The organism is Endozoicomonas sp. 8E (assembly GCF_032883915.1).
Lineage (GTDB): Bacteria > Pseudomonadota > Gammaproteobacteria > Pseudomonadales > Endozoicomonadaceae > Endozoicomonas_A.
In genome coordinates this window covers 4552916-4579109 of the sequence record NZ_CP120717.1, presented here as the reverse complement: position 1 = coordinate 4579109, position 26194 = coordinate 4552916, and the positions used below count along the sequence as shown (strand labels likewise).

The 26194-nt window shown below is 45.3% G+C and carries 34 protein-coding genes and 1 pseudogene; 23 read left to right on the top strand and 12 right to left on the bottom strand.

Going from position 1 to position 26194, the window contains the following annotated elements; translation table 11 throughout:
- The first annotated feature begins 505 nt into the window (after window positions 1–505).
- From P6910_RS15250 to brnA, 6 genes are all read left to right on the top strand, one after another.
- A complete protein-coding gene (locus P6910_RS15250) occupies window positions 506–775 on the top strand; it encodes a DUF1778 domain-containing protein (protein ID WP_317142137.1) in 270 nt (89 codons plus the stop codon).
- Window positions 772–1305, top strand: coding sequence for a GNAT family N-acetyltransferase (locus P6910_RS15245; protein ID WP_317142136.1), 534 nt, complete (start codon window positions 772–774; stop codon window positions 1303–1305). Before P6910_RS15250 ends, P6910_RS15245 begins: the two co-directional genes overlap by 4 nt.
- A gap of 140 nt (window positions 1306–1445) precedes the next feature.
- The gene (locus P6910_RS15240; protein ID WP_317142135.1) at window positions 1446–2075 is read left to right on the top strand and encodes a LysE family translocator; all 630 of its coding nucleotides are present in this window, start codon (window positions 1446–1448) and stop codon (window positions 2073–2075) included.
- A 97-nt stretch (window positions 2076–2172) separates the two neighbouring features.
- Entirely contained in the window at window positions 2173–3066 is an 894-nt protein-coding gene (locus P6910_RS15235; RefSeq protein WP_317142134.1) for a DapH/DapD/GlmU-related protein, read from the top strand.
- Window positions 3067–3205: 139 nt separating this feature from the next.
- Window positions 3206–3463 carry a BrnT family toxin gene (locus P6910_RS15230; RefSeq protein WP_317142133.1) on the top strand — a complete coding sequence of 86 codons (258 nt, stop codon included), beginning with the start codon at window positions 3206–3208 and terminating at the stop codon, window positions 3461–3463.
- Window positions 3453–3683 carry a type II toxin-antitoxin system BrnA family antitoxin gene (brnA, locus tag P6910_RS15225; RefSeq protein ID WP_317142132.1) on the top strand — a complete coding sequence of 77 codons (231 nt, stop codon included), beginning with the start codon at window positions 3453–3455 and terminating at the stop codon, window positions 3681–3683. The genes P6910_RS15230 and brnA overlap by 11 nt, the downstream gene beginning before the upstream one ends.
- Window positions 3684–3955: 272 nt before the next feature.
- On the opposite strand, the gene P6910_RS26870 is transcribed toward brnA, so the two are convergent.
- On the bottom strand, window positions 3956–4162 hold the full coding sequence (locus P6910_RS26870; RefSeq protein WP_410493937.1) for a hypothetical protein: 207 nt from the start codon (window positions 4160–4162) through the stop codon (window positions 3956–3958).
- Complete coding sequence (locus tag P6910_RS15220) at window positions 4159–4584, bottom strand: phage integrase N-terminal SAM-like domain-containing protein (RefSeq protein ID WP_317142131.1); 426 nt, start codon at window positions 4582–4584, stop codon at window positions 4159–4161. Before P6910_RS15220 ends, P6910_RS26870 begins: the two co-directional genes overlap by 4 nt.
- Before the next feature lie 180 nt (window positions 4585–4764).
- On the opposite strand from P6910_RS15220, the gene P6910_RS15215 reads away from it, so the two are divergent.
- From P6910_RS15215 to P6910_RS15205, 3 genes are all read left to right on the top strand, one after another.
- On the top strand, window positions 4765–5748 hold the full coding sequence (locus P6910_RS15215) for a hypothetical protein (protein WP_317142130.1): 984 nt from the start codon (window positions 4765–4767) through the stop codon (window positions 5746–5748).
- A 600-nt stretch (window positions 5749–6348) separates the two neighbouring features.
- Window positions 6349–8055, top strand: coding sequence for a GIY-YIG nuclease family protein (locus P6910_RS15210; RefSeq protein WP_317142129.1), 1707 nt, complete (start codon window positions 6349–6351; stop codon window positions 8053–8055).
- Window positions 8056–8446: 391 nt separating this feature from the next.
- The gene (locus P6910_RS15205) at window positions 8447–10081 is read left to right on the top strand and encodes an IS1634 family transposase (protein ID WP_317142128.1); all 1635 of its coding nucleotides are present in this window, start codon (window positions 8447–8449) and stop codon (window positions 10079–10081) included.
- On the opposite strand, the gene P6910_RS15200 is transcribed toward P6910_RS15205, so the two are convergent.
- Genes P6910_RS15200 through P6910_RS15190 form a run of 3 tightly spaced genes read right to left on the bottom strand, consistent with a single transcriptional unit; the run spans window position 10038 to window position 12018 of the window.
- Window positions 10038–11120, bottom strand: a complete 1083-nt coding sequence (locus P6910_RS15200) for an IS91 family transposase (RefSeq protein WP_317142127.1) — start codon at window positions 11118–11120, stop codon at window positions 10038–10040. The two genes, P6910_RS15205 and P6910_RS15200, sit on opposite strands and share 44 nt — an antisense overlap.
- Window positions 11117–11830, bottom strand: a complete 714-nt coding sequence (locus P6910_RS15195; RefSeq protein WP_317142126.1) for a tyrosine-type recombinase/integrase — start codon at window positions 11828–11830, stop codon at window positions 11117–11119. The genes P6910_RS15200 and P6910_RS15195 overlap by 4 nt, the downstream gene beginning before the upstream one ends.
- A 20-nt stretch (window positions 11831–11850) precedes the next feature.
- Complete coding sequence (locus P6910_RS15190; protein WP_317142125.1) at window positions 11851–12018, bottom strand: hypothetical protein; 168 nt, start codon at window positions 12016–12018, stop codon at window positions 11851–11853.
- A gap of 259 nt (window positions 12019–12277) precedes the next feature.
- Between P6910_RS15190 and P6910_RS15185 the strand changes: the two genes are divergently transcribed.
- From P6910_RS15185 to P6910_RS15170, 5 genes are all read left to right on the top strand, one after another.
- A complete protein-coding gene (locus P6910_RS15185; protein ID WP_317142124.1) occupies window positions 12278–12601 on the top strand; it encodes a type II toxin-antitoxin system RelE/ParE family toxin in 324 nt (107 codons plus the stop codon).
- Complete coding sequence (locus P6910_RS15180) at window positions 12598–12897, top strand: helix-turn-helix transcriptional regulator (RefSeq protein ID WP_317142123.1); 300 nt, start codon at window positions 12598–12600, stop codon at window positions 12895–12897. The genes P6910_RS15185 and P6910_RS15180 overlap by 4 nt, the downstream gene beginning before the upstream one ends.
- 95 nt (window positions 12898–12992) lie before the next feature.
- Complete coding sequence (locus P6910_RS15175; protein ID WP_317142122.1) at window positions 12993–13286, top strand: hypothetical protein; 294 nt, start codon at window positions 12993–12995, stop codon at window positions 13284–13286.
- A 449-nt stretch (window positions 13287–13735) separates the two neighbouring features.
- A complete protein-coding gene (locus tag P6910_RS26865; protein ID WP_410493837.1) occupies window positions 13736–13987 on the top strand; it encodes a DUF4160 domain-containing protein in 252 nt (83 codons plus the stop codon).
- Entirely contained in the window at window positions 13968–14213 is a 246-nt protein-coding gene (locus tag P6910_RS15170; RefSeq protein ID WP_317142121.1) for a DUF2442 domain-containing protein, read from the top strand. Before P6910_RS26865 ends, P6910_RS15170 begins: the two co-directional genes overlap by 20 nt.
- 94 nt (window positions 14214–14307) lie before the next feature.
- On the opposite strand, the pseudogene ltrA reads toward P6910_RS15170, so the two are convergent.
- Window positions 14308–15510 (bottom strand): annotated as a pseudogene (ltrA, locus tag P6910_RS15165) (group II intron reverse transcriptase/maturase); the annotation flags it as partial.
- Between the two features lie 346 nt (window positions 15511–15856).
- On the opposite strand from ltrA, the gene P6910_RS15160 reads away from it, so the two are divergent.
- Window positions 15857–15982: a hypothetical protein gene (locus P6910_RS15160; protein WP_317142120.1), complete on the top strand. Its 126-nt coding sequence runs from the start codon at window positions 15857–15859 to the stop codon at window positions 15980–15982.
- 722 nt (window positions 15983–16704) lie between these two features.
- Window positions 16705–17037 (top strand): type II toxin-antitoxin system HicB family antitoxin, encoded by a 333-nt coding sequence (locus tag P6910_RS15155; RefSeq protein ID WP_317142119.1) that lies wholly within the window; start codon window positions 16705–16707, stop codon window positions 17035–17037.
- Window positions 17038–17309: 272 nt separating this feature from the next.
- Here the strand turns inward: P6910_RS15155 and P6910_RS15150 are convergent, their stop codons facing one another.
- Window positions 17310–18374, bottom strand: a complete 1065-nt coding sequence (locus tag P6910_RS15150; protein ID WP_317142118.1) for a transposase — start codon at window positions 18372–18374, stop codon at window positions 17310–17312.
- Window positions 18375–18605: 231 nt separating this feature from the next.
- On the opposite strand from P6910_RS15150, the gene P6910_RS15145 reads away from it, so the two are divergent.
- Window positions 18606–19310 carry a hypothetical protein gene (locus tag P6910_RS15145; RefSeq protein WP_317142117.1) on the top strand — a complete coding sequence of 235 codons (705 nt, stop codon included), beginning with the start codon at window positions 18606–18608 and terminating at the stop codon, window positions 19308–19310.
- A gap of 93 nt (window positions 19311–19403) precedes the next feature.
- Here the strand turns inward: P6910_RS15145 and P6910_RS15140 are convergent, their stop codons facing one another.
- Window positions 19404–20129, bottom strand: coding sequence for a group II intron maturase-specific domain-containing protein (locus tag P6910_RS15140; RefSeq protein ID WP_317142116.1), 726 nt, complete (start codon window positions 20127–20129; stop codon window positions 19404–19406).
- A gap of 167 nt (window positions 20130–20296) precedes the next feature.
- On the opposite strand from P6910_RS15140, the gene P6910_RS15135 reads away from it, so the two are divergent.
- Window positions 20297–20761, top strand: a complete 465-nt coding sequence (locus P6910_RS15135) for a GNAT family N-acetyltransferase (protein ID WP_317142115.1) — start codon at window positions 20297–20299, stop codon at window positions 20759–20761.
- 78 nt (window positions 20762–20839) lie between these two features.
- Here the strand turns inward: P6910_RS15135 and P6910_RS15130 are convergent, their stop codons facing one another.
- From P6910_RS15130 to P6910_RS15115, 4 genes are all read right to left on the bottom strand, one after another.
- The gene (locus P6910_RS15130; protein WP_317142114.1) at window positions 20840–21241 is read right to left on the bottom strand and encodes a type II toxin-antitoxin system VapC family toxin; all 402 of its coding nucleotides are present in this window, start codon (window positions 21239–21241) and stop codon (window positions 20840–20842) included.
- Window positions 21238–21480, bottom strand: a complete 243-nt coding sequence (locus P6910_RS15125; protein WP_317142113.1) for a FitA-like ribbon-helix-helix domain-containing protein — start codon at window positions 21478–21480, stop codon at window positions 21238–21240. The genes P6910_RS15130 and P6910_RS15125 overlap by 4 nt, the downstream gene beginning before the upstream one ends.
- A gap of 243 nt (window positions 21481–21723) precedes the next feature.
- Window positions 21724–22020 (bottom strand): hypothetical protein, encoded by a 297-nt coding sequence (locus tag P6910_RS26860; RefSeq protein ID WP_410493936.1) that lies wholly within the window; start codon window positions 22018–22020, stop codon window positions 21724–21726.
- Window positions 22017–22442: a phage integrase N-terminal SAM-like domain-containing protein gene (locus tag P6910_RS15115; protein WP_317142112.1), complete on the bottom strand. Its 426-nt coding sequence runs from the start codon at window positions 22440–22442 to the stop codon at window positions 22017–22019. The genes P6910_RS26860 and P6910_RS15115 overlap by 4 nt, the downstream gene beginning before the upstream one ends.
- A gap of 245 nt (window positions 22443–22687) precedes the next feature.
- On the opposite strand from P6910_RS15115, the gene P6910_RS15110 reads away from it, so the two are divergent.
- From P6910_RS15110 to P6910_RS15090, 5 genes are all read left to right on the top strand, one after another.
- Entirely contained in the window at window positions 22688–23002 is a 315-nt protein-coding gene (locus P6910_RS15110; RefSeq protein ID WP_317142111.1) for a type II toxin-antitoxin system HigB family toxin, read from the top strand.
- Window positions 22999–23424 carry a hypothetical protein gene (locus P6910_RS15105; protein ID WP_317142110.1) on the top strand — a complete coding sequence of 142 codons (426 nt, stop codon included), beginning with the start codon at window positions 22999–23001 and terminating at the stop codon, window positions 23422–23424. Before P6910_RS15110 ends, P6910_RS15105 begins: the two co-directional genes overlap by 4 nt.
- Before the next feature lie 12 nt (window positions 23425–23436).
- Complete coding sequence (locus tag P6910_RS15100; RefSeq protein ID WP_317142109.1) at window positions 23437–23856, top strand: IS66 family transposase; 420 nt, start codon at window positions 23437–23439, stop codon at window positions 23854–23856.
- A gap of 504 nt (window positions 23857–24360) precedes the next feature.
- Window positions 24361–24747, top strand: coding sequence for a hypothetical protein (locus P6910_RS15095; protein ID WP_317142108.1), 387 nt, complete (start codon window positions 24361–24363; stop codon window positions 24745–24747).
- An 846-nt stretch (window positions 24748–25593) separates the two neighbouring features.
- Window positions 25594–26067, top strand: a complete 474-nt coding sequence (locus P6910_RS15090) for a hypothetical protein (RefSeq protein WP_317142107.1) — start codon at window positions 25594–25596, stop codon at window positions 26065–26067.
- The last annotated feature ends 127 nt before the right edge of the window (window positions 26068–26194 follow it).

Sequence of the window (26194 nt, the reverse complement as noted above, 5' to 3'; positions counted from 1 at the left end):
TTTCTATTTTTCCAATGGATGAGTCACGAACCAAAATCTACGCCAGCAACCAGTCTGGTCAATTCCAGTTCTGAGTAATTCTCAGTAATGCATGTCTGTAGATTCTCTGTCAGTCGATGAAAAATCTGCGGTGTCTTGTTGGGCATGTCAGCGTGGGTTCACGGTGTTTATGAGTATTTGGTCCGGCGCACTAAACCAGTTAAAAGTTGTATCAGCATTGGCGTTGCCTGCAAGTTTTCCAGCGGTAACTTTTATGCACTTCAATCGGTGTAGCAGGTGCAGGTTTTACTGAAGCTCCTCTGCAATAATCAACATTGTCCCAGGCGGCAGGGCTGCCGGGCTAACAAATACAGGCAAAGGGATGGCTCACTGTGTTCGCCACCCTTGCTGTCAGCGTTACATTCGCTCAAATAATCCGTTATTTATCCGTACATCTTGCTTATAGGAACTCTCAGGTCTAAACTCTGCCTATACGGAAGATATCTGTACAAATGGAGAGTGGAAAATGGCTACTGCACGATTAGACCTAAGGCTTGATGAGGAAATCAAGGCTAAAGCAGAAAAGGCTTCAGCCTTACTAGGGCTGAAGAGTTTGACCGAATACGTTGTCAGGCTCATGGATGAAGACTCTACTCAGGTCATTTCTGAGTATGAGAGCATTACAGTCGAAAACGATGTGTTTGATCGCTTTACAGAGGCCTGCGAAAAGGCAAAGGCTCCAAATAAAGCGTTGCTAGATGCCTTAGCATTTACCGAGGAGAAAGGTGTCAAGTGAGCTGGTCAAAGGAGTTTGTGGAACTCGGTAAAGGTATCCACGATAGAGCATCATTTGATTGTGGTGAAACTGAACTTAATTTGTTCATCCAGACTGAAGCTGCAAAACATATGCAGGCTGGTATCAGTCGCACAATGGTTCTGCCTGCATCAAATCCTTTGCCAAATCAAAAAATACCAATCTGTGCATTTTACAGCATCACACCAAGCTCTATCTGCCGTGATACCTTACCTAAAGCTTTAGCAAAAAAACTTCCACGATACCCTATTCCTGTATTTTTGATCGCACAGCTTGCGGTTCATCGAGAATTTCATGGTGAGGGGCTGGGCAAAATCTGTCTCATAAATGCCTTAAAGTACCTATGGGAAATCAACTCTCATATGCGTGCATACGCCATTATTGTTGACTGCTTAACAGATGCCGCAGAGAAGTTTTATGCAAAATATGGGTTTGAAGTTCTGTGTGAACATAATGGTAGGGTTCGCATGTTCCTGCCCATGAAAACAGTAGCCCAGCTTTTTGGTTCGTAGCCAACCGCAAATGTAACGAATGGTTCCAGTTCGTTCCGGGGCTGCGCCCCTCCACCCGTCGGCGGCGCGGCTGAACCAGGCGTTATGCGCAAATCTCAGAAATTCTCTTTTTAGCCAAACCTTGAAGAAAGGAATCTCTCATGACTTTAGAAACTTGGGTTTACTACCTTATTGCTGTATTGATTCTTACTGCATCACCGGGGCCAAGCTCCCTGCTTTGCTTATCAAAAGGTGTAACAAACGGGATCAAACAATCATTTTTCACAGCAGTTGGTAGTCTTACCGCAATCACGGGAATTTTGACTCTATCATTTGCTGGGTTAGGCGTTTTAATTACAAGCTCAGAACTTGCATTCAACTCTATCAAATGGACTGGTGCAGCTTATTTAATTTATCTTGGTATAAACGCTCTGCTGTCCAAACAAGAAAAATTTGAATCTCATCAAAATGCATCAACCACACAAACAGGATGCATTTCTCACTTTTTAAGTGGCTTCATTGTGGGCGCAAGCAACCCTAAGGCTATATTATTTTTCAGTGCACTATTTCCACAGTTCATCGATTCCAGTGCGCCGCTCATGCTTCAGTACATCATTTTTGCATCGACGTTCATCGTTCTTGAGTTATCTTGGCTACTTATATACGGCTATCTAGGTACAAAATCTTCAAACTGGATCTTCAAAAATGGTCGCGCAAAGCTTTTCAATCGTTTAACTGGCGGTGTATTTATAACTGCTGGTACTTTTCTATCAGTGACAAATCGATCGTAAAGCGTAAGCGCATAACGCCCAGCTTTGCGGAAAAAACGATGGAGCCGTTTTTCCGAAAAGCTGGGCGTTATGCATCCATTAAGCAACGAGACGTAAAATGAAACGAATCGGTCATAGATATATAGATTGCGAGACAGGAAACACCATCGATACATGGTTTCCAAAAAGCAATAGGCGGATTGAAAGAAGTTGCCTAGCTCAGAAAGTTGGAATTATTAGGAGTGACTTTGTCGAAGTGGAGCTCGAATCATATTCCTCAACGCCTCTATCAACAGAAGACGCATATCTAAGATTACATTTGTTATCTGAATGCGAAGTTCGTCCAAATGAAATTAACCTAGAAGGTATATTTGGACTTTTACCCAATATCGCGTGGACAACAGCTGGACCAGTGTTTCCATCAAAAGTTGAAGAACTCCGGGAACTGATTGTAAATGAAGACTATCAATTAGGCGTTCCTTCAATAGATAAATTCCCAAGAATGACTGATTATGTAGTCCCGCAAGGAGTCCGAATAGCGGATGCTGACAGAGTCCGACTGGGAGCTCACCTATCACCAGGTACTACGGTAATGCATGAGGGTTTTGTAAATTTTAATGCGGGTACTTTAGGCGAGTCTATGATTGAAGGCCGAGTAACTCCAGGGGTTATTGTTGGTAAAAACTCAGATGTTGGGGCCGGAGCATCAATCATGGGCACCTTGTCTGGAGGAGGAAAGCAAGTCAACTCGATTGGAGAAAGGAGCCTCCTTGGCGCCAATGCCGGTATTGGTATATCACTTGGAGATGAGTGTATTGTAGAAGCCGGCTTATATGTTACTGCTGGAACTAAAGTAAAAGCTCCTGATGGCAGCGTCGTCTCAGCACGTGAGCTTTCTGGAGAATCGGGACTCTTATTTCGGCGAAATAGCCAAACAGGAGCCGTAGAAGCTATACCTACTGACTCCTCTCGCTGGGGAGGCCTTAATTCAAATCTACATAGCAACGACTAGCAATGCATAACAAAGCCAGCCAGAGGGACCTCCGCACTGCGTGCTCCGGCCCCAGCTGGCGGCGTTATGCTGCTATACCTATCATCAAAATGGCATATAATTGACACCTAATTGCTGCATTTATAGGTGTCAAAATTAAGTGTTTGAATATGATTCGAATAAAAGTATGACTAATTTTGACAAACATGGTATTGACTTCGATGAAGCTCAAAACTTATGGGAGGATGAGTCAAAAATCGTCTTTCCTGCAAGTCTTGAGGGAGAAGAGCGATTCCTCGTGGTTGCAAGGTATAAAGGTAAACACTGGACAGCAGTTTATACACTACGAGGAGATAACATCAGAATTATTTCAGTTCGCCGTTCGAGAACAAAGGAGATTACTTGCTATGAAAACTGAAGATTTCGACAAAGCCTTTGATGAAGGCAGTGAGCTAATTGATGATGTGGTTCAGTGGGACAAGGGGCATCGTCCTGATCTTGATACAAAGCGTGTCAATATTGACTTTCCAATATGGATGATCAATGCCCTTGATAAAGAAGCAGCCAGGCTTGGAGTCACTCGTCAAGCAATAGTAAAAACATGGATGGCTGAAAAATTAGATCAAACCCGCAGATGAGAGCGCAGCATAACGAATAAGGATAGATTGCGCCCAGCCGCAATCTTATCCTGTTGTTGCACAAGCCCGGGTTGAATTCTGGTAAGAAAGGTCTATTGAAGTTTACTTTTCTGGCGGACCTTGAATCAAAACGTTTTTTCTGAACGCTATTTATTCAGGATGAGTGTCTCCAGACCACTGCATTACGGTAGTCTTGGATATGACGGATCTGTCTGGCTGAGCTTACATTTCCTCCTTGCTTGTGAATGGCGGTGTTTGTATGTGGCAATAGCTCAGGTCGGTTTCAGGAAACCGAACGCAATGTGTTTCATAGACTCACCGCAACGCCTGCATGTGAATTTCGGGCGAATGACCGGTTCGACTGCTTTCACCATCACATTTAAAACCAGTTGCACCAGTGATAATTGTTTTTTTGCGTTGCTGTGTAAAAATCCATAATCCCGCGATCGTCGAAGTCGCCTGGGTAATACATGTTTCAGTACCAGCCACAGGAAGTCTTCTCCTGTGTCAACAGAATGGTGTAATAGCGCAGTTTCCGTGCAGTATTGAGCAGTCGTTCTATCTCTACAGGCGTCAGGATAACAGGCAGTCGCTTGACGGTCGGTGGTTTGATGATTTCAACAAAGTCCCAGTGTTTGCCCAGAACATGTTTCCAGAAAAACTGCAGGCCATTACGATCGGTTTTGACCGTGCTCCAGGAATGGCTTTCCACCAGGGCGGCAAAACAGGTTTTTAAATCCTCAGGGCTGAGTCTGTCAGGACAAGGATCAAAGGAGGTTGCCAGCCGCCGAATTGGCCTGCTGTATAGATCAATGGTTGATTTTCTTTTGCCCTGAAGTTTCAGGGCGGTGATGTGTTTTTGATACAGTTTGTCAAACCGGATTTGCTCAGAACGTTCCATGTTGCTTCCTTATATAAGCCGCGCCGGAGTGGTACGGATATCAGGAAGTATTGGCAATGCTGGGGTGGCTGGGATGAACGGTATTTTTTTGCCGCGTTAGCGGCTTGGTTCAACAAATCCTTCAAGCCGACACGCAGGCGTGCGGCTTAAGGGGGCGTTAGCACTCAGTATGGAGCAAGGATGAATATCGCAATTGTATTAAACACCATCGTATTGATAGCTTCTCTATTATGGCTTGCTTTCGAGCCAGGGTTTGAGCCATTTATTGTTGCGATTACAGCTATTTTGACGCTGATAGGGCTTTCGATTAAGTCATCTAAATCAAATAAAAAAGAAATTGTAGTTGAAAGTGACTATCAAAAAATCGTAGACGCTGAACCTGATGTCAAAAAGCCTACTGAAGTTGAGTTAGTCGCCTCTAGATTTAGAAAATCACTAGAGCTAATGAATGAAGGAAACTTGTATTCTCCGTTCACGATTGCAAAGCTTGCTCAACTAATGAAGCTACATAAAATCGGTGAGCTTGAGAGGGTGTTCAATGCGGAAGAGGAGCCTTCATTTGAGTTTATTGCCCATTTCTGTAATACGTTTGGAATAAGTAAGAACTGGTTAATTCACGGTCAAGGAACGCCCTATAACAATCCAGAACAAACAAACTTTGACCCTCTTGAATATTATTCGGAGATAGAGAAAGAAAACCCAAATAGAATCTATTTCATCATGAATAACTCCGAAGTCGGGGAGGTTTTTATCCTGCTAGAACTATCGGATTTTAAATACAAGATATTACAAAGAACTTGGCATGTTAGTAGTCATGTTGGCGGTGGTGGGCGCCGCCAGATATATGGCCTTTATAAATTAATAAGAAAGCTTAAGAAAAATGATCACAGCTTAAAATGTGGTGGCCGTATACTAGAGCCAGTGGTATTTAAAAAACTACTCTCTGGTAGGGTTTTTCCTGAATCTGTACTGTCAAGACCCTCATTTGAAAACCCTTGGTGGGATGACTTTACTGATGTCTATGGAAAGTACCCGATTTCTTCAAACTACGAAGAATGGTATGGAAAAGGGTTCATATATGCACAATCAGTGGTGAGGGAAAAACTACAGGCTGAGAGTGCTACCAAGTCAATGCAGCAGACCGCTAACGCGGCAGCTGATTGAAGCGTTAGCCGGCAGCAGTATGAAAGTTTTTTCTATTTTTCCAATCGATGAATCACGAACTAAAATCTACGCCAGCAACCAGTCTGGTCAATTCCAGTTCTGAGTGATTCTCAGTAATGCATGTCTGTAGATTCTCTGTCAGTCGATGAAAAATCTGCGGTGTCTTGCTGGGCATGTCAGCGTGGGTTCACGGTGTTTATGAGTATTTGGTCCGGCGCACTAAACCAGTTAAAAGTTGTATCAGCATTGGGGTTGCCTGCAAGTTTTCCAGCGGTAACTTTTATGCACTTCAATCGGTGCAGCAGGTGCAGGTTTTACTGAAGCTCCTCTGCAATAATCAACATTGTCCCAGGCGGCAGGGCTGCCGGGCTAACAAATACAGGCAATGGGATGGCTCACTGCGTTCGCCACCCTTGCTGCCAGCGTTAAAGTCCAGCTTTACCCATAGCCTAACCGTCGAAACTCTAGTTTCCAGCTCTGGAGGTTCGTAGAGTAATGTAGGAGCAGATGCCTACTTTTTATTTGAAGGTGACGTTTTCTTGCACAATTTTTGATATCTTAAGTACGAAATTTAGTAAGCGCTGTGGGTAGTCGCAAGAAATGGCAAGAAAAGAATTATTAGTTTGTGGGAAGCTTTACCGCAGCGTGGAAAGCGCTTGCGACGCATTTAACATTCCAAGTTATGTTTATCGCTCTCGAGTCGCGAAGGGAATGAGCACTGAAGAGGCTTTATCAGCACCATATAGTGGACGTAGTAAACCCCTTTGTGTCGATGGAATGGAATTTTCGACAATTACTGAAGCATGTGAGTATTTTGATGTCAGCCGAACGGTCTACTGTGAGAGGATAAAAAATGGATTGTCTGTAGAGCAGGCGCTTATGCCAGTGGATAAGAGGTTTGTTCGCAATAGTAAAGATTCCGTTGTGATTGAAGGCAGCTCTTACTCTTCTGTAAAAGAAGCTTGTTCTGTTTATGGAATATCAACGACTTCGGTTAGGAAACGGATGAAGGGCGGGATGACACTTGAGCAAGCGCTAGTTACTCCCAAGAATGAGAGCAACGGTATCGTTTTTAGAGGGGAGCATTTCGAATCGCAAAAAAGCTTTATCGATTCGGTACTGGATTCTTCTCCTTTTTCAAGAGCGACCTTAAATGTCAGGATCGCTAACTTAAGGTCTGGTGGGGCTCTTGATGATATTGCACTTGAAGAAATTGTATACGGTAAAAAGACTATCGTTGACAGAGGTGGATGGCTTTATCGGTTAACCGATAGTGTAACAAAGCTTTCCTATATAGGTATTACTACTCGTACTGTTAGGGAAAGGTGGGCCAGCCATATATCCGAGGCGAACCAGGCGGAGGCGGCCTCTCCATTAAAGAGGGCAATTCGGGAAAATGGAGCGGAGTCATTTAAGGTTGAAGAGCTGTTTTTTGCATTCTGCAATAAGGACTTAAAGCAGATTGAAAAAACATTTATAGAAGAAGAGGGGACGGCTTACCCGAACGGATTAAACTCGATTGTGGGAGGTAGCCTTGGTGCGCTTGATTCCAGTCTTATTTCATATAAAGGTCAGGATTTTAAGAGCGTTGCTGATCTTGCTCGCAATAATGGAAGGTCGCCTATTACGGTGCGTCAACGAATCAGGGCAGGCATGTCTATAGAGGAGGCGGTCGACCGGCCGGCAGATCACTCAATTGTCTTCAGAGGCGTTATCTATCGAGACCAAAGTGATTTGGCAGCTTCTTTTGGTCTGTCAGCGACTACATTGCGAGGCAGGTTGAGTAATGGTTTATCCTTAGACGAAGCGCTTGAAGAATGGAGGACGGGCACCTGTAAAATCTGTGGTGTTGAATTTACTCGAAAAAGGCGAGTTCATATTTATTGCTCTGATAAATGCAAATGGAAGGCTAAGAATGATGGATATAAATCTGGTATCAAATCAAAGATAAGCATTGTCTATGATGGTGTTGTCTATGAAAGTGTTTCCCAATTTGCTAAGGAATATGGTATCGAAAGGACTAGCTTTAAAAACTTCCTCTCAAGAGGGCTGAGCATTGAAGAGGCTCTAAATAAATGCCGTCTAAAAGACCATCTGAAAAGCTTCTCGGCTGAGATTATTTGCTCTAGGAAGGGTGGCAAGATTACTAAGAGTGATATGTTCAAGTCTTTCGAGAGCTGGGCTTCCGAAAATTCCATTACTGTTTCATATCAGAAACAGGCCTTCACAAAGGGGATGGTTTCGTTAGGATGGAGGCATGGTAGGATTCTATCAGAACATTATTGGTTAGATGTAGAATTCGTTTAATGGCGCAAGGTTTAACGAATAAGGATAGATTGCGCCCAGCCGCAATCTTATCCTGTTGTTGCACAAGCCCGGGTTGAATTCTGGTAAGAAAGGTCTATTGAAGTTTACTTTTCTGGCGGACCTTGAATCAAAACGTTTTTTCTGAACGCTATTTATTCAGGATGAGTGTCTCCAGACCACTGCATTACGATAGTCTTGGATATGACGGATCTGTCTGGCTGAGCTTACATTTCCTCCTTGCTTGTGAATGGCGGTGTTTGTTGCTGTGGCAATACTCAGGTCGGTTTCACGAAACTGAACGCAATGTGTTTCATCTGCCTTTCACCACCCCGATTGATATTTGCCTAAAATCTGTTGTCAAAGAAATAAACAGACATTCAGGTGCACCAACATGCCTACAGCTCAATACCAGTCTAAGAACCTCAACCACCTTGGCTTGGTTGCCGCTATGTGTCGGGAGTTAAAGATAGCCGAATACATTGATGCCCGTATCACAAATGACTCCGATGTTCGTAATGTCACTATTGGGCAAGCTGTAGTCGCAATGATCATCAATGGCTTGGGCTTTACGAGGCAAACTCTGTACATGCTCCCTGAGTTTTTTGAGGATAAGCCGATTGACCGCCTTATCGGGGAAGATATACAGGCCGAACACTTGAACGACAAGGTACTTGGTCGGGCTCTCGACAGTTTGTACGACGCTGGTGTTAGCGACTTGTATCTCAATCTGGCCGTCAAGGTCGTCAATCATCTGAAACTTCCTTGCAAGGCATTAAATCTGGATGGCACCAGCTTTCATGTGGATGGAGTCTATAACAGTCATGACAATCCAGACGACTTGAACTGTATCCATATCTGCCAAGGTTACAGCCGTGATCACCGGCCTGAACTGAATCAGGTGGTCTTGCAGTTAATGACTGAAAATGAGGCGGGCATCCCTGTGTTTATGGCCCCTGCCAGTGGTAATGTAAACGACAAAACCTGTTTTCAGGAAATTATCAAAAATCATTTGTCATGTTTTAAGGCCGCTTTGAATAGCCGCTATCTGGTTGCTGATGCTGCCATGTATGTTACAGAAACCCTTCAGTCGCTTGATGAGCAAAAGCAGCTGTTTATCTCCCGGGTGCCCCTGAACATCAAGAAGGCAAAGGAGCTGGTCTGCAAAGCGCCAACCATGTCGCTGGAGCCTGTTGAAGGCTATGAAGATTACTACTCAGCTGAAGTGCCTTCCTGCTATGGAGGGGTTGAACAACGATGGTTCCTGTTTCTCAACAAAAAGCGCGGGCTTAGTGAACTGAAAACACTGACCCGAAAGATGCAAAAGCAGTCGCTGAAAGAGGCCCGTGATCTGGAAAAACTGCACAAAAAGGCCTTTCTGTGCCGGGACGATGCATTGAAGGCTTTTGCCTTGTGGCAGAAACAATCGAAACTTTGCCAAAGCGAAACAGAGCCTGAGGTTATCTGTAAACCCCGCTATTCGGGCAAAGGAAGACCATCGCCGGATAGCAAGCCTGATCACTTCGAGTACTTTGTGCAGGCTGAATGCTTTGTTTCCTGCGAGAAAAGGGAGCATGCACAGGCCTCACTGGGTTGTTTTATCCTAAGCACCAATGAACTGGATAAAAATAGTTTGAATGCCTCTGAGCTGCTGTCTATCTACAAGTCGCAACAAAAAGTTGAAGGCGGCTTTCGGTTCCTGAAGAGCCCGGACTTTCTGGTCTCTTCGCTCTATCTGAAGAAAGCGGAACGTATTGAAGCCCTGTTAATGGTGATGACTCTATGCCTGATGGTCTATGCTGCTATCCAGCACAGAATCAGGCAGGAACTGAAAAAGCAAAGTCGTGTATTTCCAGACCAGAAAAAAAAGCCCTGCCAGAACCCAACAGCGAGATGGGTATTTTTCTGTTTCCAGGGGCTTAGTGTATTAACGGTCAATAATCAGGAGAAACATGTGGTTGGCTTGAAGGAAAGGCAGTGGACGATCATTCAAATTTTAGGCATTTTTTACGAGTCCATGTATTCCTGATAGGGGTGGTGAAAGGCGGTTTCATAGACTCACCGCAATGCCTGCATGTGAATTTCGGGCGAATGACAGGTTCGACTGCTTTCACCATCACATTTAAAACCAGTTGTACCAGTGATAATTGTTTTTTTGCATTGCTGTGTAAAAATCCGTAATCCCGCGATCGTCGAAGTCGTCTGGGTAATACATGTTTCAGTACCAGCCACAGGAAGTCTTCTCCTGGCAGGGTCCGCTTCTCCTTTTTGCCGGTTTCACTGTTGAGGTAAGAAAAGGTCACCTTTCCTCGTTTGCTGGCCAGGATATTGTTGTCACTGATCACGCCTCGGTACAGATAGCGGGATAGATATTCAAGTGCTGGTAATCCTTTGCCTACCCGTTTGCAATTGACGATCCACTCTTTGGGCAGCCTTGTTTTCAGGCTCGGAGATAGTAGTCCCTGTTCGTCCAGGGCGCGAAGGAGTTTGGCTCGAAAGACCATGGCCAGGTTCTTGCCATTGAACAGGTAGTTGCCTGTGAGTTTGCGCCACTCTTTTCGTCGGGTATTGATGCCGCCACCTGGAACGACAAAGTGTATATGGGGATGGTAATCCAGTCGTCGGCTATGAGTGTGCAGGACGCCGGTCATTCCCAGGCCTGCATCCAGTTTTTTGGAATTGCTGCCGAATTCTTTTAGGGTGTCAGCTGCCGTTCTGAACAGTAAATCGTACACCTGTCGTTGATGTTGCCACGCCAGGTTTCGAAGTTGCGCTGGCAAGGTGAAGGTCACCATAAAGTATTCAACGGGCAGTAGTTTTTGTCTTTGCCGCTGCAGCCACTCGCTGGTATCGGTGTTCTGGCAGCGTTTGCAGTGGCGATGCCCGCAGGACATGAGCTTTTGATCCCGTGTCCCGCAGCTGTTGCATTCCAGCAAGGTCATACCGGCTGCCGACGTTCGACAGTGCTGTATCGCTTGCAGTGCTTTGATATGGCCAGGTAAAAGACATTGACTGTATTTTTCCAGAAACCGATCACCGTATTGCGCTGCTATATCGGAAAGCTTCATTGATCATCTCCTTTCAGCTTGAGTTCATTGATCAGATGATTCATCACTTTCCTGGTATTAAGTTGGGCGGTTTCTGTTAACTGGGTATGGATAGCGGTGGTTTTTGGGCACATGTGCCCGAGCAGCGTCTGAATAGCCCTGAGACTTAAACCCTGTTCAAGAAGGTGCGTGGCAAAGCTGTGTCGTAAACTGTGAGGGCTGACCTTTTTATTAATCCTGCATTCTTCAACCAGCTGTCTCATGGCTTTCTGGGTGCAGGAACGGCTCATGGGCTGAGTCGCTCGGTGCCGTTGCTGTGCGCTCTGGCCTTCAGGAAAAAGAAACTTTGGGTTTCGGTGAGTGGCCCAATAGCGGCGCAGGGCCTTAAGTGTTCGACTGGGAAGATCAACATAGCGATCCTTGCCGCCTTTGCAGTTGCGCAAATGGACTCTCATGAGTTCGGAATCAATGTCGGCAATGGTCAGGTTCAGGCCTTCGGCCAGCCTTAAGCCCATGCTGTAAAGTGTCAACAGAATGGTGTAATAGCGTAGTTTCCGTACAGTATTAAGCAGTCGTTCTACCTCTGCAGGCGTCAGGATAACGGGCAGTCGCTTGACGGTCGGTGGTTTGATGATTTCAACAAAGTCCCAGTGTTTGCCCAGAACATGTTTCCAGAAAAACTGCAGGCCATTACGATCGGTTTTGACCGTGCTCCAGGAATGGCTTTCCACCAGGGCGGCAAAATAGGTTTTTAAATCCTCAGGGCTGAGTCGTCAGGACAACGATCAAAGAAGGTTGCCAGCCGCCGCAGTGGCCTGCTGTATAGATCAATGGTTGATTTTCTTTTGCCCTGAAGCTTCAGGGTGGTGATGTGTTTTTGATACAGTTTGTCAAACCGGACTTGCTCAGAACGTTCCATGTTGCTTCCTTATATAAGCCGCGCCGGAGTGGTACGGATATCAGGAAGTATTGGCAATGTTGGGTTGGCTGGGATGAACGGTATTTTTTTGCCGCGTTAGCGGCTTGGTTCAACAAGTTGCTGGTGTCGCCCCTGTAGGGGCTGGGACGCCGCTGTGTGGCGCCCCACAGCATGGCGTTATGTTGCAGCAACAAATATGTCATAAATCTCAGGTAAATACATTCTTGCAAAAGTTATCTTTTATGATAACCTTGGTGATATGAAGTGGCTAATAACGTTTTACAGCAAGAAGGTAGAAGAAGAGACTCTAAGATTTCCTGAAGGAATCTTGGCTAATTTCATCCATATAGCTGAAATGATTGAAGAATATGGCCCAGCATTAGGTAAGCCATATACAGCTCCGATGGGCGATGGTCTCTTCGAAATCAGGGCTAAAGGCAAAGAAGGTATAGGTCGTTCTCTGTTTTGTCAGGTTAAAGGACAAGAAATTATTATTCTCAACTCCTTTATCAAGAAAACACAGAAAACGCCAAATAAGGAGCTGATACTTGCCAGAAAGCGGATGAAGGAGATCAAAAAATGACTAGGCCAACATTTTCAAATTTTAAGAAAAAGGCTCTTGATAACCCAAAAGTGAGAGCAGAGTACGAAGAGTTAGAGCTTGCTTACGAATTACGCAAGCAACTTATTGCACTACGTAAAGAGGCAGGGCTAACCCAAGAAGAATTAGCCGAGATCTTACATACACAAAAAAGTAATATTTCACGGCTGGAGAATGTTAATTCAAAAACTTCTCCCAAGCTTTCTACGATAGAAGACTATGCAAAAGCTATTGGCTACAAAGTAAAAATAAGCTTTGTGCCACAAGCCGCAACATAACGAATAAGGATAGATTGCGCCCAGCCGCAATCTTATCCTGTTGTTGCACAAGCCCGGGTTGAATTCTGGTGAGGAAGGTCTATTGAAGTTTACTTTTGTACATTGGGCTTAATGTAAAAAAATATCGTGATGGTACTTGGGGTTATGCAGCTGTCAATGTTGCCCCTGGCATCAATAACTCATGTGACGGAACATTAATGCAGATGATGATGTTTCCAAATAAATCATGCAATGCAATTCGTGAAACTACTTGCAAAGACTATAAATATATGGGTGAACTAGCTGGTAAAGCAATTTACGAATCTGGTTCAACAAAAGCAGTTTTAGAGGATCTTACCGGAAGCTGTATTGTGCTTAGGTACGAGGCTTTATACCCGGTGCCAAAATAGATACTTAAATCGGGTACGGACTGGTCTTTCTCCAGCCCTTCCCAAACCACACCGGCATGCGGGGCCGCATGAAAATAAAATAAAAAGGACATCCAAAATGCATTGAAATGGTGACAGCCATGAAAATGCTCATCGCAATCAGAGTAAACGTCAGTGTGGATAGAATCATTATGTCGGTATCCGCCTGCATAATGGACCTTCACGAAATCGGTTTACTCTAACTCCGAGTCCTCGGTGGGCATCCACCGGGGCATTCAAATAATCGAAAACCTAACAAAAGCGTTGTGTCGGCAGCAAGCTGCCTGGGATGCCGCTTGTGGCGGCACCCCACACGCAGGCATTAGGCGCTAAACAAACATCGTCAAAATTGAACTAATCAGCTATCTTATGACTCATAGTTATATGATTCCAGATGAATATCAATAACTTATTATCTAAATGATCTATCTATGGGAGTGCTCAGATTGCCAACTATTTTAAGAATCGGGCCATACAGGTTTTTCTTTTACTCTAATGAGAATGGAGAACCTGCCCATATTCATATTCAACGAGACAAAGCTCTCGCGAAGTTCTGGTTAAAGCCTGTCATGCTTGCAAGCTCAACAAGATTCTCTGCTAAAGAGATCAGAGAGCTTCAAAAGCATGTAGAGAAAAATCGAAATCAATTCTTGGAGGCATGGAATGAATACTTTAAAGGTTGAAGCCCACCCCTTGGCTCAGGATGTGAAATTTTCTGAATCTGAGTTAATTGTTAGCTTGGTTGATGGTAGGGTTATACTCGTACCTATTTCTTGGTTTCCATCTCTTTCAAATGGAACCAAACAACAGCTAAGCAACTGGGAGTTGCTTGGCGAAGGTGATGGTATTCATTGGCCTGATCTTGATGAAGATTTGAGCGTTAAAGGTCTCTTGCTCGGTGTTCACTAAAAACCCCAAGTGCCAATCGCGCCTAATCGGGTAAGAGCTGGTCTTTCTCCAGCTCTCCCCACACCACCCGGCATGCGGGTCCGCACCGGGCGGTTCACCGAGGATAGTGAAACCTAATCCATAAGTCTTTCAGCGAAACAAGCCCAAGTTTTGCGAGGTGACTGTCGTTGAGTGCCTGCTGTGTTGCAAAGGTTTTGCTTAACCGGTAATACCCTTTGCTACTGATTGCGATCCCGGCGGCTTTGATGTGATCAACGCCCAACCTGACCAAATTTCGATAGCGGGTTTTCGGTTTACGCCACTGCTTGATAAAACAGCAGCGGATACGCCGACGTATCCATTGATCCAGTAGCGGTATAGGACGGTAATATTCGGTTATTCTGAAATAACCCATCCAGCCCCTGATATATTCGGTAAGCTTTCGCAAACGGTAGCCCATTGATACACCCCAGCTGCGGCTGGTGAGTTTAAGGACTTGCCGCCTGAAACAGCGCAGGCTCTTCTCTGTCCACCGGATTTTCTTACCTGTAAAGGTGAAACTCAGGAACTCTGCTTTGGTGGCTTTCACCACCTTGCTTTTGGTCGGATTTACCGTTAATTTCAGCCTTCGTTCAAGGTAACGGGTAATGCTATCCATCACTCGCTCCCCTGATCGTTGACTGCCAACGAGTATCACAAAATCATCACAGTAACGTGCGAAGCAATGACCCCGGTATTCCAGTTCCTTGTCCAGATCGTCGAGAAGTACATTTGACAGTAGCGGCGAAAGAGGGCCGCCTTGTGGCATACCTACCCGAGTCGGGTAGCATTGCCCATCAATCATGACGCCAGCACGAAGGTAGCGGCCTATCAGTTTTAATAGGCACTTGTCGTTAATCTTGCGAGAGACTCTCGACATAAGGACATCATGGCTGACGGTATCAAAGAATTTACTCAGATCAACGTCAACCGCCTGATGCAACCCCTGTTTGATATAGCGTTTAACCTGTTGCACGGCATCTTGTGCAGATCTTCCCGGTCTGTAACCAAAGCTGCTGTTTGAAAATCCGGGATCAAAGATAGGGGTTAACACCTGCACTATGGCCTGTTGTATGACCCTATCCTGAACGGTAGGAATTCCAGGCAACCTTTCTCCTCCATCGGGTTTCTCAATGACGGCCCGAAGTACCGGAGACGGTTTATATGTTCCATCCAGTAAGGCTTGGCGCACTGAAGGCCAATGCTGTTTAGCAAAGTCAGGGTAGGCCTCAATGGTGACTCCATCAATGCCGGGAGCACCCTTGTTGCTTCTGACCTGTTTCTCGGCTCTGGCTCCTGCTTCGCCCTACCTCCTGCATCCTTGCAGTCGCATGCCTTCAGTAAGTTGGCAGGTTCCAGTGCATAACTTAGTAGATTGTGGTTCAAAGCTGGTTAAAGATTCTGTCGCCAGATACAGTGTTTCGCCGTTCGGCTGCACTGTTCCGAGGGAATCAGTCTCCTCTTTGTCTTCGGTGTTCAGTCCTTCGCTGACGACTTTCGGTCAGTTAATGACTTCTGTCGAACAGCTACGCGGTAACTGCTCCTGCGTTACTCTAGCTCCTGCATCCATGCAGTCGTATGACGTCTGCTGACTTCTACCCAAACACAGACAGGATTACTCCTGAATGCGCTACCGTGTTTCATCGAGTTCGCTCATTCCGGTTGATGAAGCCAGAATGCCAGACCTGTTGAACCAGTGGTCAAACTGGATATTATTCACGGTCGCCGGTTGGGCAGACCTCCCCGAATAAGAGCATGAACTGTCAGTACACAAAGCTTCCGCGTCCTGCTCACGCTCCTCACCTGCATCCATGCAGGCGACCGCTGCATTTACCGTATCTCTCAAACCAGAGGGCTTTGTGATCTTGTGCTCACTCGCCCACAAGACTCGGCCTTGTATACAGTTTCTGTCCGTCGGCTCGCACTTTTGCGCTCAGGCTTCCTCCGCACAATTCCTCGCGGAATTGCACTTGCCGTCGGCTAATGGTTATCATCGGTTGGCTTATTGGGCGCAAGATCCGATGCTGGTTTACCCATAGGGGACTTTCACCCCATAAGTTCATGCCCACGTCGGGCGTACACAAGTCGCTCCAGTTCGTTCCGGGCTTTGCCCTCCACCCGACTGCCTTCGGCGGCGGCTGAGCTTCAGCGTTATGCGCTTATCAACATACAAACCAAAATAGTGATACCAATTTTTGATACTATCATCTATAGTATCTTCTATGAATGCTAAACACCGAAAAACTCTCATTGCGATATACAAAGATCCAGCTCCAAAACAACTGGAATGGAAAGCAATAGAAGCTCTCTTTATTGCTGTCGGCGCTGAAGTTATCGAGGGACGAGGATCGCGCGTAAGATTCCATAAAGATTGAGAAATTGGAACTTTTCATAGGCCCCACCCGAAAAAAGAGGCAAAGCCGTACCAGGTGAAAGATGCACGAGATTTTCTAAACAGAATTGGAGTTAAACCATGAATACGATGACATACCAAGGTTATGCAGCCAGTATTGAATATAGCGACGATGATGAATGCTTTATTGGTCATATTGCAGGCATCAAAGATCGAGTTGGTTTTCATGGTGAGTCTGTCACAGAACTCAAGGATGCCTTTCACGAAGCTGTCGAAGATTATCTCGAAACTTGTGCTGCTGTTGGCAAAGAACCCCAGAAACCATACTCAGGAAAATTGATGCTACGCATTCCACCAGAGCTTCATGCAACCATTGCTACAGCAGCTCAGGTTAGCGGTCAAAGCATCAACCAATGGGTTTCACAGGCATTAGTTCAGGCTTCTCGCATATAAATCAGCGCATAACGAATAAGGATAGATTGCGCCCAGCCGCAATCTTATCCTGTTGTTGCACAAGCCCGGGTTGAATTCTGGTAAGAAAGGTCTATTGAAGTTTACTTTTCTGGCGGACCTTGAATCAAAACGTTTTTTCTGAACGCTATTTATTCAGGATGAGTGTCTCCAGACCACTGCATTACGGTAGTCTTGGATATGACGGATCTGTCTGGCTGAGCTTACATTTCCTCCTTGCTTGTGAATGGCGGTGTTTGTTGCTGTGGCAATACTCAGGTCGGTTTCACGAAACTGAACGCAATGTGTTTCATAGACTCACCATGCCTGCATGTGAATTTCGGGCGAATGACAGGTTCGACTGCTTTCACCATCACGTTTAAAACCAGTTGCACCAGTGATAATTGTTTTTTTGCGTTGCTGCGTAAAAATCCGTAATCCCGCGATCGTCGAAGTCGTCTGGGTAATACATGTTTCAGTACCAGCCACAGGAAGTCTTCTCCTGGCAGGGTTCGCTTCTCCTTTTTGCCGGTTTCACTGTTGAGGTAAGAAAAGGTCACCTTTCCTCGTTTGCTGGCCAGGATATTGGTGTCACTGATCACGCCTCGGTACAGATAGCGGGATAGATATTCAAGTGCTGGTAATCCTTTGCCTACCCGTTTGCAATTGACGACCCACTCTATGGGCAGCCTTGTTTTCAGGCTCGGAGATAGTAGTTCCTGTTCGTCCAGGGCGCGAAGGAGTTTGGCTCGAAAGACCATGGCCAGGTTCTTGCCATTGAACAGGTAGTTGCCTGTGAGTTTGCGCCACTCTTTTCGTCGGGTATTGATGCCGCCACCTGGCACGACAAAGTGTATGCGCAAATGGACTCTCATGAGTTCGGAATCAATGTCGGCAATGGTCAGGTTCAGGCCTTCGGCCAGCCTTAAGCCCATGCCGTAAAGTGTCAACAGAATGGTGTAATAGCGTAGTTTCCGTGCAGTATTAAGCAGTCGTTCTACCTCTGCAGGCGTCAGGATAACGGGCAGTCGCTTGACGGTCGGTGGTTTGATGATTTCAACAAAGTCCCAGTGTTTGCCCAGAACATGTTTCCAGAAAAACTGCAGGCCATTACGATCGGTTTTGACCGTGCTCCAGGAATGGCTTTCCACCAGGGCGGCAAAATAGGTTTTTAAATCCTCAGGGCTGAGTCTGTCAGGACAACGATCAAAGAAGGTTGCCAGCCGCCGCAGCGGCCTGCTGTATAGATCAATGGTTGATTTTCTTTTGCCCTGAAGCTTCAGGGTGGTGATGTGTTTTTGATACAGTTTGTCAAACCGGATTTGCTCAGAACGTTCCATGTTGCTTCCTTATATAAGCCGCGCCGGAGTGGTGCGGATATCAGGAAGTATTGGCAATGCCGGGGTGGCTGGGATGAACGGTATTTTTTTGCCGCGTTAGCGGCTTGGTTCAACAAGGCGCTGGTGTCGCCCCTAAAGGGGCTGGGACGCCGCTGCGCGGCGCCCCACAGCTTGGCGTTATCAGTACCTGTCATGCAAAGTACAAAATTAATATTGTTATGAGTACCGATCATGAAAATTATAAAATTAATAATATTATATAATCTCTCTTTAAGTCTGCATGCTGGAGAGCTTTACAGATTTGATTACTACGATGTTCATGTAGAAGTACTTCATCAAATAGGTAAAAGTGAAGTCGAATCAGATGATGTAGGCTATGAACTATTCGGTTTGAGCTATGGATTTACAAACGACAAAAAAGATCTAATCACAGCTTTTCTATTCAAAAGTAAATTGAATTATGCCAATAGTTATGAATATACATGTGTGAAAATTAATTCATCAGGCAATATTATTGAACTTAGAAAAAATATAAAGCCAATATTTAATAATAAAAATAAGCCAAGTGAAAGTTGCCTCATTTATGAAAATAGCACGACTATAAACCCTAATAAAAACCTATATCATGTTAGTTATTGGGCGGTGATAGAAAAAATAGATGAACTTTTGTATCAAGAAAGATCGGAATCAACACTGTCTCCGAACACGAGAACCAATTTATATCCATTTGCTCTAAGAGTAGACGGCAAGCCAGTACTTTTTATATCAGCGTATTATCAATATGAATCAAAAGGGAGCAAGGTTTTTGCCTGTCAAATAATAGACGAGAATGGGAAGTTAATATCATTTTTAGAACACATACCTGCAATAAAAGAAAAAGGCTTTTTTCCTGGTACGGATAATTATAAACCGAGTAAACGTTGCCGAGTCAGTTAAGCACAGTGCCAACGGTACTGATAAATCGGGTAAGGACTGGTCTTTCTCCAGCCCTCCCCACAGCACCCGGCATGCGGGTCCGCACCGGGCGGTTCACCGAGGATAGTGAAACCTGATCCATAACTCTTTCAGGGAAACAAGCCCAATATTTGCAAGATAACTGTCGTTGAGTGCCTGCTGTGTTGCAAAGGTTTTGCTCAACCGATAATACCCTTTGCTGCAGGCTGCAATCGAAGCGGCCTTGATATGATCAACGCCTAACTTGACTAAATTTCGATAACGGGTTTTCGGCTTGCGCCACTGCTTAATAAAACAGCAACGGATGCGCCGACGTATCCATTGATCCAGCAGCGGTATAGGACGGTAATATTCGGTTATTCTGAAATAACCCATCCAGCCCCGGATATATTCGGCAAGCTTTCGCAGGCGGTAGCCCATCGAGACTCCCCAGCTGCGGCTGGTGAGTTTGATGATTGTCCGCTTAAAGCGAAGCAGGCTTTTCTGTGACCAGCGGATTCTCTTCCCTGTGAAGGTAAAACTCAGGAACTCGACCTCAGTGGATTTCACCACCTTGCTTTTGGTCAGGTTGATTGTCAGTTTCAGTCGACGCTCAAGGTATCGGGTGATACTTACCATCACCCTTTCCCCTGCCCGTTGGCTGTGAACCAATATCACGAAGTCATCGCAGTATCTTGCGAAACCGTGACCCCGGTATTCCAGTTCCTTGTACAGGTCATCAAGAAGTACATTCGACAGCAGCGGTGAAAATGGACCGCCTTGTGGCATACATACCCACCCGTGTCGGGTAGCATTGCCCATCAATCATGACACAGTGGGGGCAATTCACTCCGGGCCTCTGGCCCTCCGCAGGGCAGCTTTCCTTGTGCACGTTTTGCGCGGGTCGCTGCGCTCCAATTTTCGCGCAAAACGCGCACAAGGTAAGCTGACCCTGCCGACGGCATTAGCTGAATGGTACAATAATCAGCATGATACAAATCCGAAAATACAAAAATTCAGATGCAAATGATCTATGGGAAATCCATTACAACACGATTCGTAATGTGAATATTCAGGATTACTCTCAGGCGCAAGTTGAAGCATGGGCTCCTGATAGTTTCGATCCCGGGGTTTGGAAACAAAAAATGAACTCGATATCACCATTTGTAGCCGAGATTGATGGGGAGATAGTTGGCTATACCGACCTTCAAGAAAATGGCTTAATTGATCACTTCTTTTGTCATCACAGGTATCAAGGTAAAGGGGTAGGTCGTAGTTTAATGGAGTATGTCCTAAAAGTAGGTAAATCTCGTGAAATTGAACGGTTTTATTCGGAGGTAAGTATTACTGCTCGTCCCTTCTATGAAAGGCTTGGTTTTCAAGTAAGCGAAGAGCAAATTGTTGAGATCCGTGGTGAAAAACTCCGGTACTTCGTAATGGAAAAGTTCAGCTAACAAGCACATGGTGTCGCCAGGAAGCTGGCTGGGACGCCGCCTGCGGCGGCGCCCTCCCTAAACGCAGGCGTTAGGTGCTCACAACTCTACATCACGCAAAGGTTCTGCGATGAGAGGAAATTCAGAAATCACTTTTTTATCCATAGTGAACAGTTTTGTTCCAAGATTCATAGCTAAAGAAACATATTCACAGTCGTATGCCGAGCAGTTACTCTGATTTACAAGTGATAATACATTCAGAGACTTAATGTCGTACTCATTGCCAAACATTATTGTTTCAGCTTCATTCTGTATCTGAAGAGACCTGTCGTAGGTAATGAGTTTCTTTCTTAAGTACAGGGCTAAAACATTTCTAAATTCGCTACGCCAGAGGTGAGGAGCAACCCACACCGGATCAATCTCAAGAAGTTTTTCCGCATGTGCGGTATATTTCGTTGGAAAGTACAGATAAACAAGTACGTTAGTGTCGACAACAATCATGCTCTGCCTTCGTTAATTGCATCTTGGATATCTTCAATATCAACCAAGTTTGTATCAATTCCTTTGCGTAGTTCCCGGGCACGTTGCAAGTGCTCAGAAGGGTTCACCCGTTTAGGCAGGAGCATTTGTTCAAGGCAATGAATTAGTTCACTATTTATGCTTCTGTGGTGGGCAGAAGCTGCTTCTTTAAGCCTGTTATAAAGAGTTTCAGGTATGTTTTTAACCGTAATTGCTGGCATTGTGTATTTCCCAAAAATGTTACAGTGGTTTCATTATGGTTGCAAAATGCTATCCAGTCAAACAGCGCACCTGACGAATAAGGATAGATTACGCCCAGCCGCAATCTTATCCTGTTGTTGCACAAGCCCGGATTGAATTCTGGTAAGTAAGGTCCATTGAAGTTTATTTTTCTGGCGGACCTTGAATCAAAACGTTTTTGCAGAACGCTATTTATTCAGGATGAATGTCTCCAGAGCACTGCATTACGATAGTCTTGGATATGTCGAGTCTGTCTGGATGAGCTTACATTTCCTCCTTGCTTGTGAATGGCGGTGTTTGTATGTGGCAATAGCCCAGGTCGGTTTCAGGAAACCGAACGCAATGTGTTTCATAGACTCACCGCAACGCCTGCATGTGAATTTCGGGCGAATGACGGGTTCGACTGCTTTCACCATCACATTTAAAACCAGTTGCACCAGAGATAATTGTTTTTTTGCGTTGCTGTGTAAAAATCCATAATCCCGCGATCGTCGAAGTCGCCTGGGTAATACATGTTTCAGTACCAGCCACAGGAAGTCTTCTTCTGTGTCAACAGAATGGTGTAATAGCGCAGTTTCCGTGCAGTATTGAGCAGTCGTTCTATCTCTACAGGCGTCAGGATAACAGGCAGTCGCTTGACGGTCGGTGGTTTGATGATTTCAACAAAGTCCCAGTGTTTGCCCAGAACATGTTTCCAGAAAAACTGCAGGCCATTACGATTGGTTTTGACCGTGCTCCAGGAATGGCTTTCCACCAGGGCGGCAAAACAGGTTTTTAAATCCTCAGGGCTGAGTCTGTCAGGACAAGGATCAAAGGAGGTTGCCAGCCGCCGAATTGGCCTGCTGTATAGATCAATGGTTGATTTTCTTTTGCCCTGAAGTTTCAGGGCGGTGATGTGTTTTTGATACAGTTTGTCAAACCGGATTTGCTCAGAACGTTCCATGTTGCTTCCTTATATAAGCCGCGCCGGAGTGGTACGGATATCAGGAAGTATTGGCAATGCTGGGGTGGCTGGGATGAACGGTATTTTTTTGCCACGTTAGCGGCTTGGTTCAACAAGTGATCCCAGGTGAAGCCTACGGCGCCCCTGAACCAAGCGTTTTGCCCCTAACCTCAAACCATAGTTCACAATTTATAAATCTTCTTAAGGCGTGCTAAAGTTCACAATAAGTGAACGTAAGGGCTGTTATGCACGTTATCTCAAGAAAACCGTTTAACGAAGCTGCAAAAAAATACCCAAATGATGCAGCTGCTATTGATGCTGCATATAAGTCATTGAGAAATGGTGATTTTCATAGCCCAGACGAGCTGAAATCACTCTTTCCAAGCCTGGATAATTTCAGGTACAAAAATAAATGGTGGGTGATTGATATTGGTGGCAACAACCTCCGACTCATTGCTTTTATTGAGTTCAGAGATAGTGGCATGTATGTAAAACATATTGTCACTCACGCTGAATATGACAAATTATGCAAGAAGTACGCAAAGGAGGCAGGTTCATGAGATTCTCAAATCTAAAGCAAAAAGCTGTAGACTTCTTCTCTGAAGCTAGTTTTGTTGGGCGTATTCATAATGAGGCTGAATACGAACAAGCTCTAGAGTTAATGGATGAACTCATTGAAGATTATGATAAATATCTTCCACTGATTGAGGTACTTTCTGTCTCAATCGAAAAATGGGAGGATGAGTCAGAGCATTTTTCTGAATTTAATAAAAGAATTGAAAAACTTGATGATGGTGTCGCGATCCTCAGAACAATAATGGATCAGTATCAGCTAAAAGCGGATGACTTGAAAAATGAGTTGGGCAGCAAAAGTCTTGTATCCATGATTCTTAATGGTTCAAGAAACCTTACTAGGGATCATATTCAAGCACTTTCACAGCGTTTCAAAATCTCGCCATCTGTGTTCTTCAACGGGGCATAACCCGGTCCGGTGATGGATAAAATCAAGGTTTGGCTGGAAAAACAGGCGCTGAATGTCACCCCCAAAAGCAAGCTGGGTGAGGCGGTCCGCTGCATGCAGAACCAGTGGACGTACCTTGTGCGCTATCTGGACAATAGCCTTGTGGACATTGACAACAACGCATCAGAACGGGCGATCAAACCCTTCGTGATGGGGCGCAAAGGCTGGCTATTCTCAGACAGTATCGCTGGTGCACGCAGCAGTGCAGCGCTGTACACACTGGTGGAAACCGCCAAAATCAACGGGCATGAGCCTTACGCGTGGCTAAGGCATGTGTTGACGATTCTACCGGCCCTGGAGAAAGACGCGGACGTGGAACAGCTGTTGCCGATGAACATCAAGCCGGAATCTTTAAAATATCCCGTTTATGTATTGCGGGGTAGGTGTTGTTGACTAAGCACTCACGGCTGCGCGGCTGAACCAAGCGTGTGTGCCGAGCATGGCACTTAACTTAACTAGAAAGGTGAAAGTCCTCTTACCAGGTATTCGCAGAGCCGAAGCTTAGTGAAAGGGCAAGGGCGTTGTCGTGAGGCAGAGTCTACGCGACCCGGTCTACGCGACCCGGTCTACGCGACCCGGTCTGAAGGAAGCCCAACGCAAAATCGCGGGGCGACGAACAGGAACCCAATATGAGGTGTGACGTATTCGGGGCCAGTGGGCACGTGACCATTAAGCCCTCCATCTGCAATCGGGGTACGTTTTATAAATTGGGCATCTACGCGAGGAAAGTTAAGTGTCTTAATTCGGGAGGTCTGCATTGCGTTGAGGGAACAACTGATGCAAGAGCAATCCTGCATGATCGCGGTGTAGAAATCAGCAGACGCCATAGTAACTGGTCTCTTGCCACTGAAGGCCGAAACAAATCTTGGAGAGCAATCATTTGGGAAGTGATTTCGGATGGCATCTGTTAAACAAGGGTCGTTGTCTCGGGAGATTCCAGAGGGTGAATCGAAATCGGGAGACCCGATTGAACCAAAATTCAACCCTTGTTCGTCCTTGATGTTGCGGATACTGGACAGGAATAATCTGCTACGCGAACTGAAACAGGTTCAATGTAATAAGGGAGCTGCTGGCGTCGATGGTATGACCGTTGACGAACTTTCACATTTTCTGAAACAGCACCGGCCGATAAACCGGCAGCAGTTGATGGAAGGAGTCTACCGCCCAAAACCCGTCCTGAGAGTGGAAATCCCCAAACCGGATGGACGCAAACGCAAGCTGGGTACCCCTACCGTTCTGGATCGACTGATACAACAAGGGATTGCCCAGATTATGCAAGAATAATGGAATGGCAAATTCCATAACAACAGTTATGGGTCCCGTCCCCATCGGAATACACATCAGGCTATCCGCCATGAAGAAGCAGGTGAACGCGTGATGAAAAGCTTGCAACGCTCTATTGGAGAATCCTGCGGCTCACAGTGAATACCCAAAAGAGCGCGGTAGGTCGCCCGTGGGAACGAAGTTTTTCTCGGGTTCACATTAAGTCGGCGGGAGCTGAAGATAAAAGTCAGTGATAAAGCGCGGGCCAAACTGAAAGCGACCGTTAAACAACTGAGCCGTCGAAAGAGAGGCTATTCGATCTTACAGATCCTTACAGAGCTAAGAAAATACCTGCTTGGTTGGGCTGGTTTTTTCTCCTGGAAAATCAGACTTTCCACCATCCCTGCTAGTCAAAGCGTATTTCTATATTGCCGAAATACTGAGTCCTCTGCAGCATCTGGATAAATGGATTCGACGACAATTACGATGTTATATCCTGAATCAATGGGGGCAACAAAAGATACCGAATGCTAAGACGTCTGGTGGTCAGTCGATTCCTTGCATGGAATATGGAAAAATCAGCTCATGAACCTTGGCGATTGAGTGGTAGTCCGGCGTTAACCCGAGCATTGCCGAATAGATATTTCAAGAACCTTGGGTTGCCAGAGCTGGCAACAGGATGAATACAAAGTGATTTGAACCGCGATGCTAGGTGATCTGTACGGCTCGTGGTTTGAGAGGAGCAGAGTCGTGAGGCTCTGCACTATCCCGATTATGCTACGTACGTTTATAACAGTAGGATTTAATATGTTAGATAAACTGAACAACAAAATACTAATAATATGTTCACTGATATCGACATGCATTATGTTTTCAATTGTCATGTTTTATGTAAATCCATCTATTGATGGTAAAAGTGGGTTTGAAGTTATTGGTTTACAGCTGGCCTTTAATAAAGCGGATGGTATCGAGTTGGTGAGACATTGGGGGGATTCTGGAATAAATAATTTCAAATCATTGATATTTACTGATTATATCTATGCCGTATCTTACTCCTTGTTTTTTTCATCGTTATTGTCATTTCTTATTTTCAAAAACAACAAGTCCAAGCACTTTTCTTATACTTGGGTTGTATACCTAGCTTTTCTGGCAGGAATACTGGATTGCATTGAAAACACCATTGAACTTCGTTTTTTAGAAGATACTGCAATTTTTTCGGATGATATATTTTTAATCCATTCTTGGCTTGCTGTTTTTAAGTGGGCCGCCCTTCCAGTTATATTAGGCTATGTTTTGGTTTTGTCTGTGCAGAAAAATACTATGACGATAGAAAAAGCTTAACAAGGCCAGTCAGTCGGAATCGCTACGCTCTCTGCTGCTGTCAGCGTTGAGGTTGTAGAAAAATCCTCAAAGTCCCTTCCTGACTGGTGTTGTCTGATAAAATAGCGCTCACGCTCCTGAGAAGACT